A 23,314-nucleotide genomic window follows, 5' to 3' on the forward strand; every position below is an offset into this window, starting at 1 on the left:
TGGCGTGCTTTGAACAGGGCCCCATCGAACGGGCGTCTGTCGAGGCGGTTTTTGCGCTGGGGAATGACCACACAGGCCCCTTGCGCGTGTAGGGCGTCCACGATCCAGTGGACGTCAAACGCTTTGTCAGCGAGAATCCCCTTGAAATCCGCCGGTTCGAGAAGGGGGGCAACCCCGACCGTGTCGTAATGCTGGCCAGGGATAAGCGTGAAGCGGACCAGATTGCCCAGGGCGTCGGTCATGGCGATGATCTTCGTTGACCACCCCGTTACACTCCGCCCTATCGCCTGGCTTCGGGTCCCCCTTTTGCGCCCTGGCCGTGGCGGTGAACCCGGACCACCGTGCCGTCAATCATCGCGTATTCCATGTCGGGATCATCGGAGACAGCCTCGAAAATCTTCTGGAAAACACCGGCTTTCGTCCAGTCGCTGTAGCGCGAATAAACCGAGTTCCAATGTCCGAAATACGTCGGCAGGTCCCGCCACGGACTACCGGTCCGGGCGATCCATAGGACCGCCTCGATGAAGAGGCGGTTATCCTTCCCGCTGCGACCTCGATCCGTCTTCCTGCCAAGGCACAGCGGTTCCATTTTCGCCCATTGGGCATCCGTCAGTATGAAGCGATCCATATGGTCTTTGAAACACATCATGGCCCTTTAGAAAACTCAATTCCCAACAGCCCCTGGGAAAAACTTCTTTTAATTTTTTGGTGCTGTCATGAACTGACTTTCTCAGGCAGTTTCTTAAGCAGATGCGCGAAACTGCCCTGGTTTCCACGACTGATGGATGGTCAGCACCCGCCATGCAGAAAGCCCAGTGCGGGCAGGGGACGCCATGCACGTGGCAGGTCCGCGCGGCGATAGGGGCGGATGCTGTAATGTGGCGCCGCGATTTCATTGCGTTCCAGGAAATTGCGGTAGGCAGCCACCTGCTGGCTGCGCCATTCACAGTCCGCTTCGGCACTGGCGCGTGTGGGATAGATGCTGGCGATTCGCGTGTTGCCCCCGGTGCGGGCAACCACCGCCCAGGATTCATCACGTCGTGCCGTGGTCCGGAAAACAACAACCTTGCCCATTGTTTTGCCCCTGTCCCGGTGGCCTGTTGCGTGTCATGGCCTGTTACCCGCAGGCAACCATGCCTGTTGCGTGCAATCAAGCTTCACGCCGGATGAATTGATTTTCTTGCAGCCCCCTGTTCTTGGCGGTAGGGAACAAGGATCATGATACGTCTTTTCATTACCCTGCCCGTGATCGTGGCGCTGATCATTTTCGCGGCCTGTAATCAGGCGCCGGTGGAACTGTCATGGCTGCAATGGAAATGGACGTCATCGCCCGGCGTGCTGGCGTTGCTGGTCGCTGCCCTGCTGTACGCCACGGGGTCTGCCAGCGTGTGGATTGTGGTCCTGCGCCAGATGCGCCGCGCCCGTCGCGCCGAACAGGAAGTGCGCGCCCTGCGCGCCCGCCTGCCGGAAAATGATACCGGTACCCCCCGTGCCCCCGGCCTGACATCCGCCCCGGCCAATTCCCCGATGGTGAAGGCGTATGAAGCGGAACAGGCAACGGCTGCGGCAAGTCCCGTCGCGACGGAACCCGCCGTGGTGACGCCGCCCGCAATCACGGCGGAAAAGCCACCGGGCGCCTGATCCCTTCGTTTCCGAACCCCATCATTACCTGCATGCCTGACCATGGAGCACCGCCAATGCCTGGACGGTCCACCCGCCTGATTGTTGCCCTCGATACCAAGGATACGGCACAGGCCGCGTGCTGGCGCGAGCAGGCGGCAGGCCACGCTGGCGCGGTCAAGCTGGGACTGGAGTTCACCTATGCCCGCGGGCTGGATGCCGTGCGGGCGGCTGCGGGCGGCAGTCCGCTGTTCCTCGACCTGAAGCTGCATGACATTCCCAATACCGTGGCGTCCGCCATCGGCAGCCTTGCCGTTCTGCGGCCCGCCATGCTGACCATCCATGCCAGCGGCGGTCGCGCCATGATTGCAGCCGCGCGCAAGGCTGTGGATGAAACCTTTCCGCCCGGTAGCCGCCCGCTGCTGCTGGCCGTGACAGTGCTGACCAGCATGGATACGCAGGGCCTGCATGAAGTGGGCGTGCCCGGCAGCGTGGAAGAACAGGTTGTCCGTCTGGGCAGGCTGGCCATGGAGTCGGGGGCGGATGGACTGGTATGCTCCTCGCACGAAATCATCCCCCTGCGTCAGGCGCTGGGCGAAGGGCCGGTACTGGTTGTGCCGGGAATCCGTCCTGCTGGTAGTGCACTGGGGGACCAGAAGCGTGTCATGACCCCGGCACAGGCCCGCGCGGCGGGAGCTGACTGGATCGTGGTAGGTCGCCCCATCACCCGCGCGCCTGATCCGGCGGCGGCGGCGGCGGCGATTGCCGCCGAACTGTCGTCCTGAAACCGGGCAGGGGAACGCGCGCCATGCCGGTCAGGGTCAAGATCTGTGGCATTCGTGACCATGTGGGACTGGATGCCGCAACGCAGGCCGGGGCAGACTGGGTCGGGTTCGTATTTTTCAGCCGTTCGCCGCGAAATATTACGGCACAGGCCGCAGGCGTGCTGGCACGCGACATGGCGACTGGTGGACCAGAGCGGATTGGCCTGTTTGTCCGCCCGACTGATGATGACATTCGCCGCGTGCTGGACAATGTACCGCTGGACGGGTTGCAGATTTATGATGATGCGGACCGCACGGATGTTATCCGCAGGCGGTTTGGCCTGCCGGTATGGGGGGCTGTCGGGATTGCCAGCATGCAGGATCTGCCTGAAACCTGCGCCGTGGATGGGCTGGTGATTGAATCCCGCGCGCCCGCCGGGTCGGACCGTCCCGGCGGCAATGCTCATGCCTTTGACTGGACGCTAACGGATGGATGGCAGGCCCCGGTGCCGTGGCTGCTGGCGGGTGGGCTGAACCCCGATAACATCCAGCGCGCCATACGGCAGAGCGGGGCGCGTGCCGTTGATGTCTCATCCGGCGTGGAATCCTCCCCCGGCGTCAAGTCGTCCGAGCTGATCCGCCGTTTTGTGCAGGCTGCCCGCGCCTAACGGTAATACCCGTAATACGGTGGCGGGGGAGGCGGCGGAGGCGGGTACGCATAAACCGGATAGGGCGGTGGCGGATAGGCATAGGCCGGGTAGGGATAACCATAGCCATACGGCCGGTAGCGGTAAGGCGACATCGCGACACCCAGCGCCGTGCCCGTGGCAATGCCAAGGCCGAATCCGCCCCAGCCCCAGCCACGATGCCAGCCACCACCCCAACCGCCGCCACGCCACGCATAGGCGGCAGGGGCGGGCAGAACACCGACCAGTCCCATGGACACGGCCAGCAACAGGGCCAACTTACGCATCTCGGGTGGTTCCTTTTCCTGATCTCGTATCCGCTGATATTGGCATATGTCCACCGGATATCCAGTCCTGTGTCCATATCGTTATGTGACGGACCATGATTGGTACCCGTATGAAAATAAATTATTGATAAATAAAAATAAAAGTTTTTTTGGTGCTCTCTTTTTTTCAAGATGACGTTCTTTGAAGCTTTTTGAAAAAAGCTTCACCAAACATTTTCTTATAATTTTCAGGAGCGCTTCGAAGGCAGATTTTTCCAGACCTCCCTACCGGTCACGACCGGCATTCAGCCAGCCACCCAGCCGGGACAGCGCGTCCTTCAGCGGCCCGTCGGGCATGTCGTCAATCTGCACGGGAGGCGGTGGCGGGCGGCGGGGCGCGGCAGTAGAGGCACGTGGGGCGGCGGTCAGATCCTGCACCATCTTCAGTCGCTTGACCACGCCCTGCCCACAGGTGGTGTTGATGCGTGCGATGACGGTGGGGGCAAGGTGCTGCAGTTCCATCGCCACCGGCCCCCGGCAGGCAACGGTCAGGGTCCCGGCACTCAGGCGGCGCGGCACGGTCATGCCTGCCAGATGGGGGCCGACAATATCGGGCCAGTCCGTCATGACCTGCACGGCGGCGGGAGACTGCTTGCGAAACACGGGACGGCTGATATGCGGCAGCAGGGCCGCCATGCTGCGTGTACGCATGGCCCGTCGGGGTGGTTCGGAGGGGGCTGCATCATTGTTTCGCTTGCTGCGGGTCGGCGGGTTCGTCATAAACGGGTCCGTGTTACCTTCTGCTGCCGCTCTGTTACGCTGGTATGACCGGCACCGCCGCACTCTGCCATGGCGCGCCCTGCCGGGCCAGAGTGCAGATCCCTATCGCGTGTGGCTGAGCGAGATCATGCTGCAGCAGACCACGGTTACGGCGGTCATACCCTATTTCGAGCGTTTTCTGGACGCCTTCCCCGATGTAACGGCACTGGCCCGCGCCCCGCAGGATCGGGTCATGGCGTTGTGGGCAGGTCTTGGCTATTACGCCCGCGCGCGCAACCTGCATGCCTGCGCACGCGTGGTGGCGGAAAACGGCGGTCACTTTCCCGATACGGTGGCGGGATTGCTGGAACTGCCGGGAATCGGGGCCTATACCGCCGCTGCCATCGCCGCCATCGCCTTTGGCCGCCCGGTCGTGCCCGTGGATGGCAATGTGGAACGCGTGACGGCGCGGCTGTTCGCCATGACTGACCCATTGCCCGGATCGCGCAAGGCCATTGCCCGGCAGGCGATGACACTGAATACGGACCGGCAGGCCGTCGCCCGGCCATCCGATTTCGCGCAGGCCCTGTTTGACCTGGGGGCCGGGATCTGCACGCCGCGTACGCCCGCCTGCGTTTTGTGTCCGTGGCGGGAATCCTGCACGGGAAACCGGCAGGGAATCGCGGCCAGCCTGCCCCGCCGCGCGCCAAAGGTGGCGCGGCCGGTGCGCCATGGCGTGCATTTCGGCATGGTGGATGCGGCAGGGGGTATCCTGCTGGTCCGGCGGCCCGAAAAGGGGCTGCTGGGTGGCATGATGGGCCTGCCCGGCCCGCACTGGCGCGATGCGGTGTGGCCGCAGGCGGAGGCGCTGGACCATGCGCCCACCGCACCCCGGCTACGCGCCTGCTGGCAACCGGTCGGGCAGGTGAAGCACGTCTTTACCCATTTCACATTGCTGGTGGATGTCTATGCGGCGCGCGTGCCCGCTTTTCCCAACAGTCTGGTAGGGGCGGATGGGGTCATTCATTATGTGGATGGTGGGGATGTGGCGCTACCCTCACTCATGCGTAAATGCGTGGAACTGGTAAGGGACAGCAATATTTTTGATTGACGTAGGTATGAAACGCGCGGTTGACTGGTAACTGTCCGATCAGGAAAGGGACCGTGATGTTCACTTTTGTCCAGATGCTTTCCCCTGTTGTCGCCCTGCTGGGGCTTGCTGGCGTGGCGTATTGCCTGCGTGCACCGGCACGCGCGCTGCAGCCGGTCCGTGTGCGGGTCCGTCGCTGATAGCTGATGCGTCGCAGGTCAACGGGTTGATGTCCGCCCGTTTCTTTGCATCCCCGCACGGCTTCATGTAGCAGCCGTTCCATGACATTCATTACCGTAAATCGTGCGGCGCGGCATGAAAATGCCCCGTCGCGCATCGGGGTTCTGCTGAGCAATCTTGGCACCCCCGATGGTACCGGCTATGGCGCGGTGCGTCGGTATCTGGCCGAATTCCTGTCAGACCGGCGCATTATCGAGGCCAGTCCCCTGATCTGGAAACCCATCCTGTACGGGCCGGTACTGACCTTCCGCCCCCGCAAGTCAGGGGAGGCCTATCACCGGATATGGCATCACGACCGTGATGAAAGCCCGCTACGGACCTATACCCGTGCGCAGGCGGAGCAGCTGGGCGCGCGGCTGGCGGCAGATGATGTGCCGGTGGCATGGGGCATGCGGTATGGTCAGCCGTCCATAAAACAGGCGCTGCATGACCTGGTGGGGCAGGGGTGCGACAGGATTCTGCTGGCGCCGCTTTATCCACAATACAGCGCCACGACGACCGCGACCGCCAATGACCAGACGTTCCGCGCGCTCATGCGTATGCGCAACCAGCCTGCCATCCGCACGCTGCCGCCGTTCCCGGATCATCCCGCCTATATCGCGGCCCTTGCGCGGTCCATCTCGGCACGTCTCGCCACGCTGGATTTCAGGCCACAGATGATTGTGGCGTCCTTCCATGGATTGCCAAAGATCTATGTGGAAAAGGGCGATACCTATGCCGCCGACTGCCAGCGTACCATCGTGGCGCTGCGGCACGCCATGGGTTACGATGAACAGATGATGCCGCTGACCTTCCAGTCACGTTTTGGCCCGGCAAAATGGCTGGAACCCTACACCGCGCCGTTTATCGAATCGCTGCCCGCGCGCGGGATCGAACGTATTGCCGTCATTACGCCGGGCTTTATTTCCGACTGTATCGAAACGCTGGATGAAATCGGGAATGAAGCGGGCGATGCTTTCGTCAGGGCTGGCGGTAAGGAACTGGCGTTGATTCCCTGTCTGAACGATTCTCCCGACGCGATTGACCTGCTGGAAACCCTTGTGCGGCAGGAACTGGGTGGCTGGCTGCCGCACGCGGGCACGGATACCGTAGCTGTTACGGCAGGTTAAAGACTGCTTAAAAATAACCTGTTGATAAAAAAATAAAATTTTTTGGATGCCGCCTTATTGTTAAGGCGGCGTTCCCTAAAAGTTTGTTGAAAAAAGCTTCACCAAAAACTTCTTTTAATTTTATGGCGCTGTCACGAACTGACGTTTCGAACACTTTTTTCAGGCTGCAGGCCGCGCCATGCCGACCTTATGGCCGGTCGCAGCTTTCGGTCAGGGTGTTATAGACCTGACCACGCGGGCAGGTAACGGGTTTGGCGGGGGGCGGCGCGGACTGGCCCGTGGCCGGTTGTCCCTGCTGTGGCGGGGCGGTCTGGTCGGTCAGGAGCGTGGACAGGTCCCTGTCATAGACGGAATCGTCTTCCGGCGCATTATTGCCCGTACCGTTATAGATTTCGGGTGCCGCCCGGTAGCTGGCGCTGGCTGCGGCCGCTCCCATGGCAGGGCCCATGGCGTAACCGCCCCAACCCCATCCCCAGCCGCCACCCCAGCCCCATCCGCCCCACGGATAACCCCAGCCACCATAGACGGGATAATAGGGATAGTAGCCACCGCTCCAGCCACCCCATCCCCAACCACCGCCACGCCATCCGCCGCCACGGCCCCAGCCACCACCATGCCAGCCACCATCGCCACGACGACCGCCACCACCGCGCCAGCCACCACCGCCGTCACGGCCGCCGCCATGGAAACCGCCCCCACCGCCATGTGGTTCGGCATGGGCGGATGGTCCGCATGCGATCAGTGTCAGCAGCGCACCCGTTACGACATGTTTCAGCTTGAGCATGTTCCATTCCTGCATATCTGAGTGCGATGTATCGCAGAAAATCATCCGTCCGGAAAAGACATGGCATGCCATGTGGCCGGATTGTCCCCACATGGTCCCGGATAGCGTATGCCCCATATGGTCATCTTCCGTCCGCTTTGCACCTGTGCATCGGGACGGGGCATGACGCCATAAAAAAATAGCGGGCGGGATATATAAAATTATGACTGCGCATTCTAACAGTATCCACCCGGGCCGGTTCGGATCAGGATGGGGAAACGTGTACGTGCGGGTTAATCAGGGCATCGGGATCAGGTTATTGTCATCGCTGGCGTATGGAAATATCCAGATGCGCCATATTCCCTTCATTTTTTCATATGAAAATATACTAACATTGCCATGAAAAATAAAATCCATATGGAAAATATGAATTTTGATATAAAAAATTTAGAAAATAAAAAATCAACATGGATTTATATCGGAATATTTTTCGTATTCGCCCTTCTCGCCCCACATGTGGCGTTTATTACTGCCCATATCTCGCTATCCAGTAACGAAGGGTGGAATGCCTATCTGGCACGGCGCGCCATAGGGCTGGATCATGCGCCGCTATACCCGCCATCGGAACAGATGGTGTTCAATAATTACCCCCCCAGTTCGTTCTATGTTGTCGGTCTGTTTGGCTGGTTGCTGGGGGACATGATCGTGGCGGGGCGCGTCATTTCGCTCCTGGCGCTGCTTTTCTGTGCCTGGGCTACGGGGCGTGTTGTCCTCTCCTGTGGGGGAACACAGGGCGGGGCATGGCTCGCGGGCCTGCTGGTCATGCTCTATTCCGCTGTTTTCTACAGCGATTATGTCGCCATGGATGACCCGCAATGGCTGGGGCAGGCTGTCATCATGGTTGGGTTCATGCTGTTGCTGGGCAATGGCCGCCAATCGGGATGGACCGGCGCATGGCGGCCTTTCTGCGCCGGCTTCGTTATGGTGGCCGGCCTGACCTTCAAGCATAATATCCTTGCTCTGCCAGCGGCGGTCCTTGTGTGGCTGCTGCTGACCGACTGGCGCCATGCCGTTTCATGGATGGCGGGATGCCTTGTGTCCCTGTGCCTGCTGGGGGGGCTGTATTACAGCTGTTTCGGTCCGGAGTTCATTCAGGGGGTCTTTGCCCACAAACGCATTTTCTATGTGCACGGCATGCTCAAGGGGCTGGGTAACGTGGTGGGGCTGGGTGGTATGATGGTGTCATGCGCGTTCGTGCCATGGCTGCGTCTGCGCCATCGGTCCGGCCTGTTGCTGGGGCTGTATCTGCTGCTGGCGATTGCATCGGCCATCGTGCAGCGCACAGGGGCGGGAGTGTCGCATAATGCCTGTTTCGAGGCACTGATCGCAGCCGCCATGTGCGCGGGGCTTGCGATGTCGTACCTGGCGACGGCCGGGGGGACGGCTGGCCGTATGCCTGCACGCACAATGCTTGTGGGCATGGTGGGGCTGAACCTGCTGCCGGTGGTGGTCAGCCTGCCGGTCTACCTGCCCTACCTTTACCGTAGCAATGTGACCGCCATCGTGGAGCATCAGGGTGCATCAAACGAAACGATTGCCGCCGTGCGTGCGATTGATGGCGATGTGGCGTGTGAAACGCTGGCCCTGTGTTACTGGGCGCACAAGCCGGTAGTGATGGATTTCTTCAACTATTCCCAGCATGTCGCGGTCACGCATGATGCACAGGCGCTGACGCGGGCCGTGGATCACCATGACATCGCGGCGTTCGTAAGCAATTCACGCTTTGATACACAGGAAGAGGTGTGGGAGTTTTCCAACCTGTGGCGCATTATTCGCGCACGCTATACCCATGTGCGGCTGCAGGGGGCAGCCTACATTGTAACGCCATGACCGATGTGATGGCGGCATACCGTGCATGCCGCCATCTGTCCGCGTATCAGGGTTAGGGGCGGCCCACCCCGCGCAGGCGATGCAGGGTGATGATGGCTGCTGTCAGCACGATGGCCGCACAGGTCTGGTGGATCGTTCCCGCCCATACCGGCACCACCAGCAGCAGCGTGGTCACGCCCAGCGCGTACTGTAACAGCACCAGCCAGCCCAGCACCACCAGCGCGCCGTGGACTTCCCTGCCCAGTTGCGGCGTGCGCAGCCCCAGCACGATGGTGATGCCAATGAGCAGCGCCGTCGTGGTGGCCAGCAGGCGGTGGTCGAACTGGACAGCGGGAATGTTCTGGAACCAGTTCAGCCAGAACGGGTGCAGCCGTCCGTAGCCCGACGGGATCAGGTGACCATCCATGAGCGGGAAGGTGTTGTAGGCAAATCCCGCATGCGTGCCCGCGGTAAAGCCTCCCGCGATGACAGTGATGCCCACCAGAAGGCAGATGGTCCAGACCAGGCGGTGGATGCGTACGACCTCAGGGGTTGCGGGGATGAAGGCCGGACGTGGCGTGCGTACGGAAAGCGCCGTCCACAGGATGGCGATGTACAGCGCGAAGGCGCAGCACAGGTGCAGCACCAGCCGCACGGGGGCGACCGCCGTGCTGTCGGGGTTGAAGCCTGACGCCACCATGAACCAGCCGATCGCGCCCTGCAGCCCGCCCAGCACGAAAAACAGCACCAGCCGTAGCGCCAGGCCCCGGCTCAGCGCGCCGGTGATGGAAAACCAGACCAGTGGTATCAGCAGCACCAGCCCCATGAGCCGCCCCCAGAAGCGGTGCGTCCATTCCGCCCAGAATATCTGCTGGAAGCCCGCAAGCCCGAATCCGTCGTGCAGGATCTTGTACTGCGGAATGGTCTTGTACAGCGCGAACTGCCGTTCCCATTCCGCGTGGCTCAGTGGTGGGATCATGCCCGTAATGGGCCGCCAGTCCATGATGGACAGGCCCGATCCGGTCAGGCGGGTATAACCGCCAAGTGCAATCATGCCGACAAGCATGAAGCAGATTGCAAACAGCCACGTGGAGATACGCTGCCGGTTGCGCAGCTCCTGCGCGGACGGGGGCGTACGGCCCATCAGGGAGCCGGAGGAAGGATATGCGGACATAACCGGATTTAGACCGCCCTTGCAGTCCGCCGCAAGGCGATGCTAGGCGCGAAGAAGCAAATCGCTGTCGGAAAACGGGACGCACGCATGACATTACCGCACGCCGCACGGCCTGCACCGCCCGCCCGGGTCACGTTGCGCGTGCTGGTCCGGCCCATCATGCTGCTGGGGGTCTTTGTCGGGCTGGCCGTGGCCATGGGCCGTCTGCCGGGAATGCGGGAGATGCTGACGGCGGCCCCCGTCGCGCATGTGGGCGGGAAAGGGGTGGCGATATTCATTCTGACCGCCAGTGCGTTCTGTGCATCTGGCCTGCCACGGCAGGCTGTGTGTTTTGCCGCCGGCGCCGCCTATGGAATCGGGGTGGGATGCGTCCTTGCCACGATTGCGACCCTGACGGGCTGCCTGTGTGGCTATGGCTGGGGACGGTGGACGGGACGGCCGCCCATGCCCGCGCGGCTTGCGGCAACCATGGCACGGCTGGATGGTTTCGTGCGGCATGAACCGTTTGCATCCGTCCTGACGCTGCGGCTCATGCCGGTGGGGTCGGCACTCCTTCTCAACCTTGCGGCGGGCATGCTGGGGGTGCGGGTCGTGCCGTTCATGCTGGCCACGGTACTGGGCAGCCTGCCACAGACCATCGTGTTCGTGCTGGTGGGATCTGGTATCCGGCTGGGGGGGGCATGGCGCATCGGGGTGGCGGTCATGCTGTTCGCCCTGTCCGCGCTGGTGGGATTATGGCTTATGCAACGTGTGCGCATGGGCCGTCCCGACATGGCACGGGTATCGCGATAGCGAATTGCAGTATGGCGTAATTAGATGGTGAAAAAGTGGACCCGGCTGGTCTACTAGTCCCACAATCTTTCAATATGGAGTGCCTCATGGGCTCATCCGCAACGGCGGGCCATTCAGCGGAAAAGCCCGTGCCGGAAACGACTGCCCGCCCCATGGGGTGGATTGCGATCCTGCTCGGGTTCCTGACCGCGGTCGGCCCGGTTTCCACCGACATCTATCTCCCGGCTTTTCCCGAGCTGGAAACGACGCTGCACGGACGCGCGGGGTCGGCGCAGATGACGCTGGCCATATGGTTCGTGGGACTGGCGATCGGGCAGATCACCATGGGGCCGTTGTCGGACCGTTTCGGGCGGCGCAGGCCCATGCTGGTTGGCACTCTGGTCTATACGCTGGCATCGGTCGGGTGCGCGATGGCGCGGGATATTCCCACGTTTTCGTTCTTCCGCCTGGTCGCATCGCTTGGGGCGTCGGCCAGCCTGATCATCCCCAGTGCATGCGTGCGTGACATGTCGCATGGCAATGAATCCGCCCGCCTTATGTCGCGGCTGGTGCTGGTAATGGGGGTCGTGCCCATCCTGGCGCCCACGCTGGGGGGCATGGTACTGTCGATTGCGTCATGGCGGTCGATTTTCTGGGCGTCGGCGGTGTACGGCCTGATCTGTATCCTGCTGATCTGGCGCGTCCTTCCGGAAACGCTGAAACCCCAGAACCGCAGCGAGTTTTCGCCCGTCACCCTGTTCAGCCGCTACATGATGCTGGCGCGTGACCGCGGGTTCATCACCCATGCCATGATCGCCGGTTTTTCGTGCTTCATGTCGTTTACCTACCTGTCCGCCGCCCCGTCGGTGTTCCGTGGCCTGTTCGGGCTGTCGGCGGCGCATTTCGGCATGCTGTTCGGTGTGTTTGCGGTGTGCATGATCGGGGCGTCACAGCTGAATGGCATGCTGGTGGGGCGGATTGACGCGGCCCGTATCCTCGGGGTCGCGGTCATGGTCGCGGTGATGGGAACCATCGCCATGACCACCATGGCCACCATCATTGCCTTCGCCATGCAGCATGGCGGTCATGCGCCAGCGTGGATGATGGGGTGCCTGATCCTGACCATGATGGTGTCACTGGGCACCACGGGCATCATCGGCCCCAACGCCACGGTGGGCGCGCTGGCCGACCATCCGCGTTTCGCGGGCAGTGCATCGGCATTCGTGGGCACGCTGCAATACGTGCTGGGTGCCGTGGCGGGTGCATTCGTGGGCATGCTGCCGACCAATTCCCCCATTCCCATGGCGGGTGTCATGCTGATGGGGGCTGCGATCATGCTGGTCATGGTGCTGCTGCGGCCCGCACGTGCGCCCGTCAGCACGGAGGTAGGGAAGGAATAAAGTCTTCCCCCGCCACATCCGCCCGTCAGTGCGCGCCAAAGCATGTGTCCGGGACCCGGTTGGGGTTGTCGCCCCGCCGTGTGGCGGCTACAGCGGGGGGCCGTCCGCAGGGGCGACACTTTCGTGAACGGGGCAGGCATGTCCCGGATCTGTATGACCACGCAACGGGGACTGCACACCGATCATGACGACCGCCAAGATCGACCTGAAACAATACATCCGCCACATCCCGGATTTTCCCAAGCCCGGTATCCTGTTCTACGATATCTCGACCCTGATGCGGAACGCGGATGCGTGGCAGATCGCCATGGGACGTCTGGCGGCGGCTGTGGCGCCGTGGGCGCCGGACATGCTGGCGGCCATCGAATCGCGCGGGTTCCTGACGGCGGCCCCGCTGGCCAGCCGTCTTGGCTGCGGGCTGGTCATGCTGCGCAAGCCGGGCAAGCTGCCGGGCAAGACCGTGTCCCACAGCTATGACCTGGAATACGGGTCCGATTCGCTGCATATCCAGGCGGATGCGATCCAGCCGGGACAGCGCGTGGTCGTGATGGATGACCTGCTGGCCACGGGGGGCACGCTGGTGGCGTCCGTTTCCCTGCTGCGCAAGGTGGGCGCCGATGTGGTGGGGGCCGCCACCATGATCGAACTGACGGGTCTTGGCGGACGCGGCCGGCTGGATGTGCCGGTCAAGACCCTCGTCTCTTACGACGAATAACCGGCGACGCCGGGCGCGCGGTATGCGGCAGGCACTGTCTCGCATGCAGTCATCGGGCTGTCGGCCTGTGCGTGTGGCCGGTATGATGACGTACAGTGTAGACGGATTGTATCTGAACAGGGGGGCTTGACGCCGGGATGAAAGGTCTTGAGCTTTCCCTGATCCGTTTCAGCAATCAGGTCCGTGATTTTTTCAGGCGACTGTGGCCGCCGGGCATGGCCGTGCGGCAGGATCACCTGCGCTGGCTTTATGCCCCTGGCATCTTTACCTTCGGGTACGCGCTGCGGACCACCATTACCTCCCTCATCGCGCTGGGCATTGCCCTGTGGTGGGAACTGGGCAGCCCGCAATGGGCGGCGCTGACGGTATGGATGGTGGCGCAGGGCACGCGTGGCAAGAGTGTCGCCAAGGCGCGATGGCATCTGTTTGGCATGGTGGTTGGCACGATCTGTGCCGTGCTGCTGGTGGCGGCGTTTCCACAGGCGCCGCTCATGTTCATCCTCATGCTGGCGATCGGGATTGGCACGTTCTGCTTTATCGGGACATTGCTGCCCGGTCCGGCGACCATGACCAATTACCGTATCCACGGCATGCGGGCGAGTGGCTTTACCTATGCCATCATCTCGCTCGACGGGATTGCCGATCCCGAACATATCTTCATGACGGCCATGGCGCGCGCGACCTATATCGTGCTGGGCATCGTGCTGGAAAGCACCATCTCCTCCCTGTTTCAGTTCAAGCTGGAGGAACGTGCGCAGGACCGTCTGGCCGCCAATTTCCTGACCGCGATCAACGGGGCGGCCCAGACCCTTGCTTCCCTGCTGTCGGGGGATACGCAGGTTCTTAAAAAGGCGCGTGGCGTCTTTTCCAATATTACGACCCTGAGCGACCAGATCGAATTCGCGGAAGTGGAGATGGGATCCCATCGTGGGCATGAGGGCGATCACGCGCGTGCCGCGCTGGCGCGGGTGGCCATGCTGCTGTCGCGCGGGCTGGATCTTGCCGCACTGATGCAGGGGCCATGCGGGCGGCCTGATGCCGCTTTCACCGCGACATCAAGCGAGGTGGAGGCCTTCCTCAAGGACATGGCGTCACAGCTTGAATCCAGTGATGACATCCATCCCGTCCTTGCCCGTCTGGCAGCGTTGCAGGCATCGTGTCGGCAGAGTGTGGCCGATTCCCTTGATGAGGAAATGGGCAGTCCCGGCAGCGCCCCCGTGGACCCGCAACTGGTGCGGATGCTGTCGCAGCAGCGCATGCTCAACTACGCATTGGGGGAAATCCTTGATGAACTGGAACAGGCGCTGATCCAGTTTGACGCCAGCCGTAATCCCCTGCTGCATGACCATTTCCATTACCGGCTCAAGACCTTCCGTGACTGGCAGCAGGCCTTTACCAACAGCCTGCGGGCGTCGGTCACCATTTTCGGTTCCGGCCTGATCTGGATCACCACGTCATGGTCGGCGGGACTGACGTTCATGATGTTCGTGTCCATCGTGTGCAGCCTGTTCTCCACGCTGGAAAAACCGGCACTGGCCACACGGGCCTTCCTTGGTGGCGCGATCATCGCCTCGGTCGTGGCGGGGGGGCTGGTGCTGTGGCGTCTGGCTGAACCCACCACGTATGAAATCATGGCCGTGTGCCTGTTCCTGCCCATGCTGGCGGGGGGACTGGCCTTTGCCTATCCCGCACTGGTGCTGGGGGCGGTTTCGTACAACCTGTTCCTGCCCATCCTGCTGGGACCGGGCAACCAGTCGCGACTGGATGAAGTCGCGTTCTTCAATACCGCCATGCCGCTGGTGCTGGGGCTGTGGTACGCCATGTGGTCGTTCAGGCTGGTCCTGCCGTTTGATACGAACGACATGCGCTGGCAGATGCGTACCGGCATCCTGCATGGGCTGCGTTATGTCGCGCGCGCGCGCAACCTGCCGACCACCCTGTATGTGGTCGAACACAACGTGGACCGCTTTGTGCGCCTGCTGACCAATGCCGAAAATACGCCGGATACGATTATCGATGCGTACCTGCAGGGTATCCTGTCCGCCATGACGATCGGGCTGAACGTCATCCGCCTGCGTGCGATTCTGGAACGTCACATGCTGCCGCCAGAAGCCCAGCGCGTTGTGGGCGACATGATGGGGCGCATGGCGCAGTTCAGCGGACGGTACGGGGGGCATTACGGCCGTACGGCGCGATCCGCCAAATTCGCCATCGCCCATCTGCAGCAGATAGCGGGACAGGCGGATAATCTGGGTGTGCGGCTGGAAATCGACAGTGCGTTGACCTGCCTGTACGTGATTTCCTATGAACTGGATCACAACCAGAAGTTCTTTGACGCTTCCAGCCCCTATCTTGATCCGGTCATGGCCTGAACCTGCGCGGGTCTGCCCGATGCATCATTCTGCGCCGCTGGCCTGTCGTGCCAGATTGTGCGCCAGTCATCCGGGCAAAGGCATGAAAAATAAAAGTTTCTGGATGCCGCTTTTTTTCAAACAGACGGCGCTCCCTGAAGCTTTTTGAAAAGACTTCACCAGAAACGTCTTTGATATTTTGCAGAATGTTAAAAAAAGGGCGACACCATAATGGTGCCGCCCTTTTTTCGTGGAATATGCCACGGCTTTCGGGGTGTACCCGGTCAGTTCTTTTCCTGCTGGCGGGCTACAAAGTTTTCCAGCCAGTGAATGGTATAGTCACCCTTGCGGAACTGGGGATCTTCCAGAATCTTGCGGTGCAGCGGGATGACCGTCTTGACCCCTTCGATCACGAATTCATCCAGCGCGCGGCGCATGCGCTCGATGGCTTCAAGCCGCGTTGGCGCACGTACGATCAGCTTGGCGATCATGCTGTCGTAATAGGGCGGTACGCGATAGCCCGCATAAAGCGCGCTGTCGATTCGCACGCCCAGGCCACCCGGGGGGTGATAGACGGTGATCGTGCCCGGCGTAGGCATGAAGGTCTGGGGATCTTCCGCATTAATGCGGCATTCGATCGCATGGCCGGAGAATTTGATGTCCGACTGGCTGTAGCCGATCGGCTCTCCCGCCGCGATGCGGATCTGCTCACGCACCAGATCCACGTCGCACACCATTTCCGTCACCGGATGTTCCACCTGCAGGCGGGTGTTCATCTCGATGAAGCAGAACTGTCCGTCCTGGTACAGGAATTCCAGCGTGCCGGCATTGCGGTAGCCCAGTTTCGTCAGCGCGGATGTGGCGATCGCACCGATTTCATCACGCTGCTTTGCCGTAAGCGCGGGTGACCCCGCCTCTTCCAGCAGCTTCTGGTGACGGCGCTGCAGCGAGCAGTCACGTTCGCCGTAATGCACCACATTGCCATGCGTGTCGGCCATGATCTGCAGTTCGATATGGCGCGGCTTGTCGAGGTATTTTTCCAGATACACCTCGTCATTGCCAAAGGCGGCACGGGCTTCGGTGCGGGCGACGCTCCAGGCTTCCTCAAGGTCGGCTTCTGTGGGGGCGACTTTCATGCCACGCCCGCCGCCGCCAGCGGCAGCCTTGATCAGCACGGGATAACCGACCCTTGCCGCCACTTCGCGCGCCCGCTCAAGGTTTTCCAGCGCACCATCTGATCCGGGGACCAGTGGCACGCCCAGCGCCATCATGGTGGTCTTGGCAGTGATCTTGTCACCCATCATGCGGATATGTTCCGCCGTCGGCCCGATGAAGGTGATGCCGTGGGCTTCCACCGTTTCCGCGAAATCAGCGTTTTCCGACAGGAAGCCGTAACCGGGGTGGATGGCGTCCGCCCCGGTAATGGTGGCGGCCGACAGGATGGCCGCGACATTCAGATACGAGTCGCGGCTGGCTGGCGGCCCGATGCACACGGCTTCATCCGCCAGGCGGACATACATGGCATCGGTGTCGGCCGTGGAATGCACGGCGACGGTCCGGATACCCAGTTCGCGACAGGCCCGCAGGATGCGCAGGGCGATCTCGCCACGATTGGCAATGAGGATCTTGGAAAACATTACTCTATGATGACCAACGCTTCGCCAAATTCGACCGGGTCGCCCGACTGCACCAGAATCCTGCTTACGGTACCCGCGCGCGGGGCCTTGATCTGGTTGAAGGTCTTCATTGCCTCGATCAGCAGCAGTGTCTGGCCCGCGCTGACCTGCTGGCCTTCGGTCACGAACGGCGGAGAAGACGGGTCGGGCGCCAGATAGGCGACACCCACCATCGGGCTGGTCACGGCACCGGGGTGCTTGGACGGGTCGGTGGTCACGGGGGCGGCAGGGGCCACCGGCGTTACGGGAATGGGTGCTGCCACGGGTGCCGGGGCCGGCACGGCATGGGCGACCGGCGCCGCCGCGCGGACAACACGGATGCGGTTGTCCTTTTCCGCGATCTCGATTTCGGTCAGGCCGGTATCGGTCAGAATTTCAGCCAATGCCCGAATGGCATCCGCATCCACGAGCAGTCGGCTCATTGATCGTCCTCGTCCAGAATCATGTCTGTCATGGCCTGAAGCGCAAGGGCATACCCCCGTACGCCCAACCCGCATATGACGCCAATGGCGGCACGGGAGACGTAGGAGTGATGACGGAAGGCTTCACGGCGGTGAATGTTGGAAATGTGTACCTCGATCACAGGCAGATCAACGGCAAGAAGCGCGTCAAGGATTGCGACCGAGGTGTGGGAATAGGCCGCCGGGTTGATGATGATGCCGCGTGCGCGGCCCCGGCATTCCTGTATCCATGAAACAAGTTCCCCCTCCCCATTTGTCTGGCGGAAGTCGATGGCCACATCCAGGCGTTCGGCGGCCTGGACACAGACCTGTTCCACGTCATCAAGCGTGGCGTGACCATAGACCTCGGGCTGCCTTAGCCCGAGCATGTTCAGGTTGGGGCCGTTCAGCACGGCAATGAGAGGGCGCTCCATGATGCACGCGCCTAGCACGCCCGCCGCCCGGTTCCAAGCCCGATCATGTCACGCATGTCGTGCAAACGCCGTTCGGCGCGGTCCATGACGGGCGCAGCGTATCATGACGCTATTGATATGATATCGGTGCATCACATGATATGGTGGGGTCATGACAGGAGATCCCGATCACCCACGTGGTGGCATGGGCACAGGTCACGATGGGGCACGGTTTACGTTGCCGATGATTGTGGCGTGTCTCATGCTGGCGGCATCCGGTGGCATGCAGGTGGCGTGTGCTGCGGTGCGGCACGGTGCGCCCGTGGGGCGGCATGGTGGTCGTGGTGCCGCGCGGCGGCTGCCTGTCATGGCGCAGGTTCCCACGCACTGGCGCCAGCATGGGCTGGCCAGCTGGTACGGCTCCGGCAGGCAGCTGGGTCATGCCACCGCATCGGGTGAAATGTTTGATCCCGGCGCGCTGACGGCCGCCCACCGGCAACTGCCGTTTGGCACCCGGGTTCTGGTGCATTCGCGCCGGACGGGGCGTTCGGTCGTGGTCAGGGTGAATGACCGGGGTCCCTATCATGGTGCCCGTATCATTGACCTGTCGCTTGAAGCCGCGCGCCAGCTTGGCATGCTGGGCATGGGTATGACGCAGGTCGATCTGCGTCCCATGCCGGATGATGAGGAAGAAGTCGCAAGCGCGCCGCGCTGACCTGTCCGGCTTACAGGCTCTGGTGCTTGGTCCAGCCTTCCATGGTCTTTTCAGGTGCGCAGCGCAGTTTCATCTCGATTTCAAGCCCGGCGTTCAGTTCGGCCCCCAGCAGCACGACATAGGCCGACACATAGAACCACATCATGATGGCGATGAACGCGCCCAGCGGCCCGTACGTGGCGCTGTAGCCCGCGATATGGCTGACATAATACGAAAATCCCGCCGATGAGAGCAGCCAGAGCAGTGTCGCCCCCACCGATCCGGGCAGGATGCAGCGCCAGTATGTATGGGGCCGGTTGGGACCAAAGCGGTACAGCAGCGAACACAGCGACAGCACGAACAGCAGCATCAGCAGCGGTCCCCCCATGCGCACCAGCAGTTCGACCGAACCGGGCGGCGGGGCAAGCGCCAGCCGCTGCGGCAGGTAATCAAGCAGGAACGGCAGCCCCACCATCAGCGCAAGCGTAAGGATCCCCCCACAGATCGAACAGAACGTAAGTCCCATGCCCATGGCCTGAAAGCGCACGAAACTGCGTGTTTCCGGTGTATTGTAGGCAACGTTCATCGCCATGATAAGCGAACGCGTGGCAGCGGACGCCGACCATGTGGCGATGGTGGTCGATATGATCAGGTTTAACGTAAGCGACGAATGCGATTCGGCCACCAGCAGGTGGATACGGTCCCCGATCATGTCATAGGCGGAAGGCGGCAGCAGGTTGCGCAGCACCACCAGCTGCGGTTCCACTGTCTGGGGATCGAACAGCAGCCCGTAGAGGGAGATGAGCGTACTCATGGCGGGGAACAGGGACAGGGTGGCATAGAATGCACATCCCGCCGCAGCCAGCGTGATCTGGTCGGATACGATGTTGCGGGCGACCTGTTGTGCCACCTTCTTGACCTGCTGCATGGAAAACTGCGGCAGGTGGGATGCTGGTGGCGGGATATCCGTCATATCGATTTCAGTGGATGAGGTACCAATCAAGGGGAACTTCGTGTCCTGTCTGCTGTCACGTGGACGGGCCGGGGCAATGCCGACCATGTGTATATTGCGCCACGATCAGGTGACCTTAGATGAAAAACTGTCGGAAGGGATGATTTTTCTATTGCGTCACGGGCGTATTGTCCTCATATGCGCTGCTTACGCAACAACGCACGTGCCACTGGCCCTCTGAGGTTACGCAACGACGTCAAGCGTTCTGGCAATCGGGCCGCCACAGGGTGGGGGTCCTTAATTGGTCGCTGGTCCGTTAGACCGTTTCGCAACATCTGTCCGTTTGTGCAATCCCAGAATTGTATCCATCCGGACGGCAGTACAGAAGGGATTTGGGTGCGATGACTCCCAAAATCGCTCGTTATCTGGCTGAGCAGTCGCCTGCTACGCCTTGCCTTGTCGTTGACGTTGACCGGGTGGAAGAACGCTATCGCGCGCTGCGCGATGCGCTGCCGCTGGCCCGGATCTATTATGCCGTCAAGGCCAATCCCGCCCGTGAAATCCTGACCCGCCTGGTGGGTCTGGGTTCGGCGTTCGACGCCGCGTCGTGGGAAGAAATCTCCATGTGCCTCGATGCGGGTGCGCGTCCGGCTGATGTCTCCTTTGGCAACACCGTCAAGAAGGCGTCCAACATCGCCCGCGCCTTTGCCGCGGGTGTGGACATGTTCGCCTTCGACTGCGCGGAAGAACTGGAAAAGCTGGCCCGCCATGCGCCGGGTTCGCGCGTCTACTGCCGCCTTATCGTGGAAAACGAAGGCGCCGACTGGCCGCTGTCGCGCAAGTTCGGCACGACGCTGGACAATGCGCGTGACCTCATGCTGCGTGCCCGTGACCTGGGGCTGGACCCGTATGGACTGTCCTTCCATGTGGGCAGCCAGCAGACGGCGACCGGCGCGTATGAAGCCGCCATCGCGCGCGTGGGCATGCTGTTTACCGACCTGAAAGCGGCCGGGCTTGACCTGCGCATGGTCAATCTGGGTGGCGGGTTCCCCATCCGGTACCGTGACGACGTGCCGGGAATCGACAGCTTCGCGCTGGCGATCAGCCACGCCATGACCGAACATTTCGGCAATGACCTGCCGGAAATGATTGTCGAGCCGGGTCGTTTCATTGTTGGTGACGCGGGCGTGGTGTCGTCCGAAGTGGTACTGGTCAGCCGCCGTGGCATCGATGATGGCGTGCGCTGGGTCTATCTGGACATCGGGCGCTTCGGTGGCCTGGCGGAGACCGAAGGCGAAGCCATCCGCTACGGTATCCGTACCCCGCATGACGGAACGGCCACCGGCCCCGTCGCCATTGCGGGTCCGACCTGCGATGGCGCGGACATCATGTATGAAAAGACCCCCTACGCCCTGCCGCTGGGGCTGGCGTCGGGGGACCGGATCGAACTGCTGTCCACGGGGGCGTATGTCTCGACCTACTGTTCGACCGGGTTCAATGGCCTGAAGCCGATTCAGGAACATTATATCTGATACGCCATGGCCCTGTGGGGTCAGCCAAAATGCAGGGCGGCGGGACGAAGGTCTTGCCGCCCTTCGCATATCGGGGGAATACACACGCAAGGTTCAACCATGCCGGAGGTGTCGTTCCCGTGTCCTTTTTTTCAATGCTGCGCATGACTGGCCTGTCAGCCGTCCTGTCCGGCATGGTTATGGCGCAGGCCTGCGCCGCCCCGGTGCTGGTACATTCGGAACCCATGCCGGGACAGCATGTTGCTGTGGGCAACGTAGCCGTAAAGCTGTCGTTCGACACTGTGATCGACCCATTCCGTGCCCGCCTGCTGCTGCTTGGTCCCAGTGGGGTGCCGCAACTGCTGCCTGCATCCCCTATTGATGATGAACAGCAGTCCATTGCCACCAGCGTGACGCTGACACCGGGTCACTATGTCCTGCACTGGCGCATGCGGGCACGGACGGGCGACCCGGTGCAGGGGACGCTACCGTTTGACGTTGGCGCTCCCTCGGCACCCGTTGCAACCAGATAGGCTGCCGGGTCCGAAAGATTGATAAATAAGAATAAAAGTTTTCGGGCGCTGCCTTTCTGAAAAACAGCTTCACCAAAAAATTTCCCTTTTATTCTACAGCGGCCCGCAGTCCGGCTCCCGCTGCCAGCGGGCACAGGGGAATCGCCGCGGCCAGAAAGGCGCCCAGCAGTTCAAGGTCCGGTCCCCATGACAGGCCGGTCTGGGCCGCATCCAGCGCTGCCGCGCCAAAAATCAGCGCGGGCGTGGTCAGTGGCAGCACCAGCAGCGGCAGCAGCACGCCGCCCCGTCGCGCGCCCAGCACCACCGACGCCGCCATGCCCCCGATCAGTGACAGGATCAGCGTGCCAAGGAACAGCCCGGTCAGCAGCACGACCATGCTGCCCGTGGGCATGCCCAGCATGATGGCCAGCGGCCCCGCAGCCAGTAGCAGCGGCAGGCCGGTCGTCAGCCAGTGGGCCATCATTTTTGCCAGCGCGATAAGGGAGGCGGGCAGTCCGGTCATCAGGAGCTGGTCCAGTGATCCGTCCTCCAGCTCCGCACCGAACAGACGGTCCAGCGGCAGGAGGGCAGCGAGAAGCGCACACACCCAGACAATGCCTGGCGCCATACGCCGCAGCAGTTCGGGCGAGGGGCCAAGGGCCAGCGGAAACAGCGCGCCCGCAAGGATGAAGAACAGCACGGCGCCCAGCGTATCCGCCCCATGGCGCAGGGCAAGCCGCAGATCACGTTCCAGAATGGCCATGATGAGGGAGGGAATCTGGAATTTCACAGCAGGTCGTCCTCGGGGAAATCCTCCATCGGTTGCGGGATGTCGGATTCGTTCAGGCCCGGCAGCGCCAGCGTGCGGGCATTGGGAAGGGGCAGGGGAACATGGGTGGTTGCAATCACAATTCCGCCAGCCTGCCGGTGGGCCGCAAACAGCGTGCCCAGCAGGCCCATCGTGTTGATGTCCAGTCCCAGGCTGGGTTCATCCAGCAGCCATAGCGGGGCCTGCGCCAGCAGGACACGCGCCAGCGCCGCACGCCGTTTCTGCCCCGCTGACAGCATACGCGCGGGCAGGTCGGCCAGCCCGGAAATATTAAGCGATTTCATACACAAATCAGGATTCCCGCCACTGGCGCGCGCTGCCAGCGTCAGGTTTTCACGCAGTGTCAGTCCCAGCTTCAGCGCATCCTGATGGCCCAGATAGGCCACCCGTCCGGCATGCTGGCTGCGATCGGCCAGCGCATCGACCCCGGACCACAGAACATGGCCGCCTTCCGGTTTGCGCAAACCCGCAAGCACGCGCAGCAAAGTGGACTTGCCAGCACCGTTCGGCCCGGTCAGGAGCAGGGCGTCGCCCGCATCCAGCGTAAAGCCGACACGGTCCAGAACCAGCCGTTCACCGCGGAAAACCGATATATTTTCCACTTCCAGCAGGGGGCGGCCGGGGGGAGTAAAGGCAGGAATGACGGAAATCCTCCGATCGGTGGGTGATGGGGCGGGCGGGTGAAAAAAAACGCCCGCTCCCGCTTTCTT

The 23,314-nt window shown here is 62.0% G+C and carries 26 protein-coding genes and 1 pseudogene; 14 read left to right on the top strand and 13 right to left on the bottom strand.

From position 1 onward, the window contains the following. The 3 genes and pseudogenes from MSKU9_RS12035 to MSKU9_RS12045 all read right to left on the bottom strand — a co-directional run. Positions 1–242: pseudogene (locus MSKU9_RS12035) on the bottom strand (IS5/IS1182 family transposase); the annotation flags it as partial. A gap of 38 nt (positions 243–280) precedes the next feature. After that, entirely contained in the window at positions 281–649 is a 369-nt protein-coding gene (locus MSKU9_RS12040) for an IS5 family transposase (RefSeq protein ID WP_141261664.1), read from the bottom strand. Between the two features lie 140 nt (positions 650–789). Beyond that, positions 790–1,074 carry a hypothetical protein gene (locus MSKU9_RS12045; RefSeq protein WP_141261665.1) on the bottom strand — a complete coding sequence of 95 codons (285 nt, stop codon included), beginning with the start codon at positions 1,072–1,074 and terminating at the stop codon, positions 790–792. A gap of 144 nt (positions 1,075–1,218) precedes the next feature. Between MSKU9_RS12045 and MSKU9_RS12050 the strand changes: the two genes are divergently transcribed. From MSKU9_RS12050 to MSKU9_RS12060, 3 genes are read left to right on the top strand one after another with little or no spacing between them, the layout of a single operon-like run. Continuing rightward, positions 1,219–1,641: a LapA family protein gene (locus MSKU9_RS12050; protein WP_141261666.1), complete on the top strand. Its 423-nt coding sequence runs from the start codon at positions 1,219–1,221 to the stop codon at positions 1,639–1,641. Positions 1,642–1,697: 56 nt separating this feature from the next. Continuing rightward, complete coding sequence (gene pyrF / locus MSKU9_RS12055) at positions 1,698–2,405, top strand: orotidine-5'-phosphate decarboxylase (RefSeq protein WP_141261667.1); 708 nt, start codon at positions 1,698–1,700, stop codon at positions 2,403–2,405. A 23-nt stretch (positions 2,406–2,428) separates the two neighbouring features. Continuing rightward, positions 2,429–3,052, top strand: a complete 624-nt coding sequence (locus MSKU9_RS12060; protein WP_141261668.1) for a phosphoribosylanthranilate isomerase — start codon at positions 2,429–2,431, stop codon at positions 3,050–3,052. On the opposite strand, the gene MSKU9_RS12065 is transcribed toward MSKU9_RS12060, so the two are convergent. Together MSKU9_RS12065 and MSKU9_RS12070 are read right to left on the bottom strand one after the other, a co-directional pair. After that, positions 3,049–3,357, bottom strand: a complete 309-nt coding sequence (locus MSKU9_RS12065) for a hypothetical protein (RefSeq protein WP_141261669.1) — start codon at positions 3,355–3,357, stop codon at positions 3,049–3,051. The genes MSKU9_RS12060 and MSKU9_RS12065 overlap by 4 nt on opposite strands. A 264-nt stretch (positions 3,358–3,621) precedes the next feature. Further along, positions 3,622–4,047, bottom strand: coding sequence for a DUF721 domain-containing protein (locus MSKU9_RS12070; protein WP_141261670.1), 426 nt, complete (start codon positions 4,045–4,047; stop codon positions 3,622–3,624). Between MSKU9_RS12070 and mutY the strand changes: the two genes are divergently transcribed. From mutY to hemH, 3 genes are all read left to right on the top strand, one after another. Continuing rightward, complete coding sequence (gene mutY, locus MSKU9_RS12075) at positions 4,046–5,206, top strand: A/G-specific adenine glycosylase (protein ID WP_141261802.1); 1,161 nt, start codon at positions 4,046–4,048, stop codon at positions 5,204–5,206. The genes MSKU9_RS12070 and mutY overlap by 2 nt on opposite strands. 53 nt (positions 5,207–5,259) lie before the next feature. After that, on the top strand, positions 5,260–5,385 hold the full coding sequence (locus MSKU9_RS18795) for a hypothetical protein (RefSeq protein ID WP_264371852.1): 126 nt from the start codon (positions 5,260–5,262) through the stop codon (positions 5,383–5,385). Between the two features lie 81 nt (positions 5,386–5,466). After that, positions 5,467–6,534 (top strand): ferrochelatase, encoded by a 1,068-nt coding sequence (hemH, locus tag MSKU9_RS12080; RefSeq protein WP_141261671.1) that lies wholly within the window; start codon positions 5,467–5,469, stop codon positions 6,532–6,534. 187 nt (positions 6,535–6,721) lie between these two features. On the opposite strand, the gene MSKU9_RS12085 is transcribed toward hemH, so the two are convergent. Further along, a complete protein-coding gene (locus tag MSKU9_RS12085; RefSeq protein ID WP_227002487.1) occupies positions 6,722–7,318 on the bottom strand; it encodes a hypothetical protein in 597 nt (198 codons plus the stop codon). Between the two features lie 396 nt (positions 7,319–7,714). On the opposite strand from MSKU9_RS12085, the gene MSKU9_RS12090 reads away from it, so the two are divergent. After that, the gene (locus MSKU9_RS12090) at positions 7,715–9,187 is read left to right on the top strand and encodes a glycosyltransferase family 87 protein (RefSeq protein WP_141261672.1); all 1,473 of its coding nucleotides are present in this window, start codon (positions 7,715–7,717) and stop codon (positions 9,185–9,187) included. A 52-nt stretch (positions 9,188–9,239) separates the two neighbouring features. On the opposite strand, the gene MSKU9_RS12095 is transcribed toward MSKU9_RS12090, so the two are convergent. Beyond that, a complete protein-coding gene (locus MSKU9_RS12095) occupies positions 9,240–10,310 on the bottom strand; it encodes a COX15/CtaA family protein (RefSeq protein ID WP_162853818.1) in 1,071 nt (356 codons plus the stop codon). 117 nt (positions 10,311–10,427) lie between these two features. Here MSKU9_RS12095 and MSKU9_RS12100 point away from each other — a divergent pair, with 117 nt between their 5' ends. From MSKU9_RS12100 to MSKU9_RS12115, 4 genes are all read left to right on the top strand, one after another. Further along, positions 10,428–11,132 carry a TVP38/TMEM64 family protein gene (locus MSKU9_RS12100; RefSeq protein ID WP_141261674.1) on the top strand — a complete coding sequence of 235 codons (705 nt, stop codon included), beginning with the start codon at positions 10,428–10,430 and terminating at the stop codon, positions 11,130–11,132. An 86-nt stretch (positions 11,133–11,218) separates the two neighbouring features. After that, a complete protein-coding gene (locus MSKU9_RS12105) occupies positions 11,219–12,511 on the top strand; it encodes a multidrug effflux MFS transporter (RefSeq protein WP_141261675.1) in 1,293 nt (430 codons plus the stop codon). Positions 12,512–12,695: 184 nt separating this feature from the next. Continuing rightward, a complete protein-coding gene (locus MSKU9_RS12110; RefSeq protein ID WP_141261676.1) occupies positions 12,696–13,226 on the top strand; it encodes an adenine phosphoribosyltransferase in 531 nt (176 codons plus the stop codon). A 137-nt stretch (positions 13,227–13,363) separates the two neighbouring features. Continuing rightward, positions 13,364–15,598: an FUSC family protein gene (locus MSKU9_RS12115; RefSeq protein WP_141261677.1), complete on the top strand. Its 2,235-nt coding sequence runs from the start codon at positions 13,364–13,366 to the stop codon at positions 15,596–15,598. A gap of 263 nt (positions 15,599–15,861) precedes the next feature. On the opposite strand, the gene accC is transcribed toward MSKU9_RS12115, so the two are convergent. From accC to aroQ, 3 genes are read right to left on the bottom strand one after another with little or no spacing between them, the layout of a single operon-like run. Continuing rightward, positions 15,862–17,214 carry an acetyl-CoA carboxylase biotin carboxylase subunit gene (gene accC, locus MSKU9_RS12120; RefSeq protein ID WP_141261678.1) on the bottom strand — a complete coding sequence of 451 codons (1,353 nt, stop codon included), beginning with the start codon at positions 17,212–17,214 and terminating at the stop codon, positions 15,862–15,864. Next, complete coding sequence (gene accB, locus MSKU9_RS12125) at positions 17,214–17,675, bottom strand: acetyl-CoA carboxylase biotin carboxyl carrier protein (RefSeq protein ID WP_141261679.1); 462 nt, start codon at positions 17,673–17,675, stop codon at positions 17,214–17,216. Before accB ends, accC begins: the two co-directional genes overlap by 1 nt. Then, the gene (gene aroQ / locus MSKU9_RS12130; RefSeq protein WP_010514708.1) at positions 17,672–18,127 is read right to left on the bottom strand and encodes a type II 3-dehydroquinate dehydratase; all 456 of its coding nucleotides are present in this window, start codon (positions 18,125–18,127) and stop codon (positions 17,672–17,674) included. The genes accB and aroQ overlap by 4 nt, the downstream gene beginning before the upstream one ends. Before the next feature lie 151 nt (positions 18,128–18,278). Between aroQ and MSKU9_RS12135 the strand changes: the two genes are divergently transcribed. Then, positions 18,279–18,821, top strand: coding sequence for a septal ring lytic transglycosylase RlpA family protein (locus MSKU9_RS12135; RefSeq protein WP_141261680.1), 543 nt, complete (start codon positions 18,279–18,281; stop codon positions 18,819–18,821). Positions 18,822–18,831: 10 nt separating this feature from the next. On the opposite strand, the gene MSKU9_RS12140 is transcribed toward MSKU9_RS12135, so the two are convergent. Continuing rightward, positions 18,832–19,860 carry a YihY/virulence factor BrkB family protein gene (locus MSKU9_RS12140; protein ID WP_193557699.1) on the bottom strand — a complete coding sequence of 343 codons (1,029 nt, stop codon included), beginning with the start codon at positions 19,858–19,860 and terminating at the stop codon, positions 18,832–18,834. Between the two features lie 293 nt (positions 19,861–20,153). Between MSKU9_RS12140 and MSKU9_RS12145 the strand changes: the two genes are divergently transcribed. Next, the gene (locus MSKU9_RS12145; protein ID WP_141261681.1) at positions 20,154–21,284 is read left to right on the top strand and encodes a type III PLP-dependent enzyme; all 1,131 of its coding nucleotides are present in this window, start codon (positions 20,154–20,156) and stop codon (positions 21,282–21,284) included. Positions 21,285–21,403: 119 nt separating this feature from the next. Continuing rightward, on the top strand, positions 21,404–21,796 hold the full coding sequence (locus MSKU9_RS12150) for a copper resistance CopC family protein (protein WP_227001063.1): 393 nt from the start codon (positions 21,404–21,406) through the stop codon (positions 21,794–21,796). 88 nt (positions 21,797–21,884) lie between these two features. Here the strand turns inward: MSKU9_RS12150 and ccmB are convergent, their stop codons facing one another. Next, positions 21,885–22,538: a heme exporter protein CcmB gene (gene ccmB / locus MSKU9_RS12155; protein WP_193557701.1), complete on the bottom strand. Its 654-nt coding sequence runs from the start codon at positions 22,536–22,538 to the stop codon at positions 21,885–21,887. A gap of 23 nt (positions 22,539–22,561) precedes the next feature. Continuing rightward, on the bottom strand, positions 22,562–23,206 hold the full coding sequence (ccmA, locus tag MSKU9_RS12160) for a heme ABC exporter ATP-binding protein CcmA (RefSeq protein WP_193557700.1): 645 nt from the start codon (positions 23,204–23,206) through the stop codon (positions 22,562–22,564). Between the last annotated feature and the right edge of the window lie 108 nt (positions 23,207–23,314).

It is taken from the genome of Komagataeibacter diospyri (assembly GCF_006538165.1).
Lineage (GTDB): Bacteria > Pseudomonadota > Alphaproteobacteria > Acetobacterales > Acetobacteraceae > Komagataeibacter > Komagataeibacter diospyri.